Source organism: Plasticicumulans sp., from assembly GCF_035331805.1.
GTDB lineage: Bacteria > Pseudomonadota > Gammaproteobacteria > Competibacterales > Competibacteraceae > Plasticicumulans.
The window spans coordinates 1-1,541 of record NZ_DAOLKE010000378.1 but is presented as its reverse complement, the minus strand read 5'-3'; the positions used below and the strand labels follow the sequence as shown (position 1 = coordinate 1,541).

At 72.2% G+C, this 1,541-nt stretch carries 1 protein-coding gene and 1 pseudogene; both read right to left on the bottom strand.

Annotation, left to right across the window (positions count from 1 at the left end; all coding sequences use genetic code 11):
- Nucleotides 1-163 precede the first annotated feature (163 nt).
- On the bottom strand, nt 164-1,207 hold the full coding sequence (locus tag PKE44_RS17120; RefSeq protein WP_324553684.1) for a type IV toxin-antitoxin system AbiEi family antitoxin: 1,044 nt from the start codon (nt 1,205-1,207) through the stop codon (nt 164-166).
- 93 nt (nt 1,208-1,300) lie between these two features.
- Nucleotides 1,301-1,541, bottom strand: a pseudogene (locus PKE44_RS17115) (threonine-phosphate decarboxylase); the annotation flags it as partial.

Sequence of the window (1,541 nt, the reverse complement as noted above, 5' to 3'; positions counted from 1 at the left end):
CGCAGCGGCTGCCGGGCGTGCGGACACTCGGCAAGCAGCAGGTCACGGGCGCCGGCGCCGATCAGGAACCAGCGCCGGCCGTCGAGTCGGGCGGCCAGCGCCATCAGTGCCCCGGCCAGTTCCGGGGACAGCGGATGCTGCAGCGTCAGCGGCGCACACGGACTCACGGCGCGTCCAGATCGACGGCCAGATACGCGTCGTACACCCTGGCGGCCGCCTCCCGGGACCGGTCATCCCCGTTGCCGAGCAGATCGGCGTAGACGAGCAGGGGCGGCACCAGCCCCGGATGACGCGGATCATCGGCCTCCAGCGGCCAGAAGGCCCGCAGCACGCGGATGACCAGACCGGCGCGGGCATCTTCCGGCCGCGCTGCACGCCAGCGCTGGCGCAGCGCGAGCCGGGAAGGCAGGGTTTCGCGGGTGTACAGGCTCGGGGTCCGGGACGCCAGATAGTGCGTCAGCCGGTCGGCAGCCGCATCGCCGCCCCAGTAATCGACGCCCGGAGCCGGCGTGAACGCCTGCCAGTCGGTCCCGGCTGCCAGCGGGGTGTAGTCGCCGAACACGAGTCTTGGCCGCAGGTTTTCCTGATAGGCCGGGACCCAGCGATCCAGCAGGGTCCGCCGGCGCACGAGCCGCGCGCGGCCCTGTTCGCTGAGCAGATGACCGGCGGCGCGCAGGTCCTGCATCACCTGTCCGACCGCGCCGAGCGAGATGCCGCTGCGCGCTGCCAGTTCGCGATAGGTCGCTGCGACGGCCGCCGGCTCGCGCAGCAGCAGGAACAGCAGCTTCAGTCCGGCCGGACGCAGCAGACGCGGCATCCGGCTGCGGATCGAAGTCACCGGCTCGCGTCCCTCGATCAGCACGAACAGCGTGCCGTCGTGCAGCCAGGCGTTGCCGGCAGCATCCAGATAGCGCACCCCGGCAGCCCGCAGTCGCCCGGCCTGGGCCGCGGTCACACGCTCGCAGAGCAACAGCCGTGCTTCCGCGGCGAGTCGCCCGGGCAGCTGCGGACGGGCCAGCACGGTTTCCGCCCGCTTCATTTCCACCTCGAAGCGATGCCCGTCGACCTGCAGGTGACCATCAGGCTCGCCGGCCGTCGTGGCCGCCCCGATTCCGGCGTGGAATTCGACCGTCAGGCCGGTCAGCCGGCGCAGGGCACTGGCTGCGTGCTGAGGCCAGTCTGCGCTTGTCGTCGGGTCCGGCGTCATCTGTTCATTTTTTCGCTGCGTTCACGAACAATGAACGTAGCAGAAAAATGAACAAGAACGGCAAGCCTTCGGCCGGATGCGCCGGCCGGTGCCTCAACGCCGCCCCAGCCGCTCGGCGCGCACGCCGGCCAGCGCCAGTTCCAGCCGGCGCAGCGCGGCCTCGTCCGGCGGCAGGCCGAAGCGCAGGCCGCCGGGTTCGGCGTAGTGGCGCACCAGCACGCCGCGGCGGGCGAGGCCTTCGTGCAGTTCGGCCGCCGCCGGGTGCGGCACCCACTGGAACAGCGCGGTCAGCCCGGCCGGCGGCAGGCCGTGGCGGGTCAGCAGGCGCGCGAAG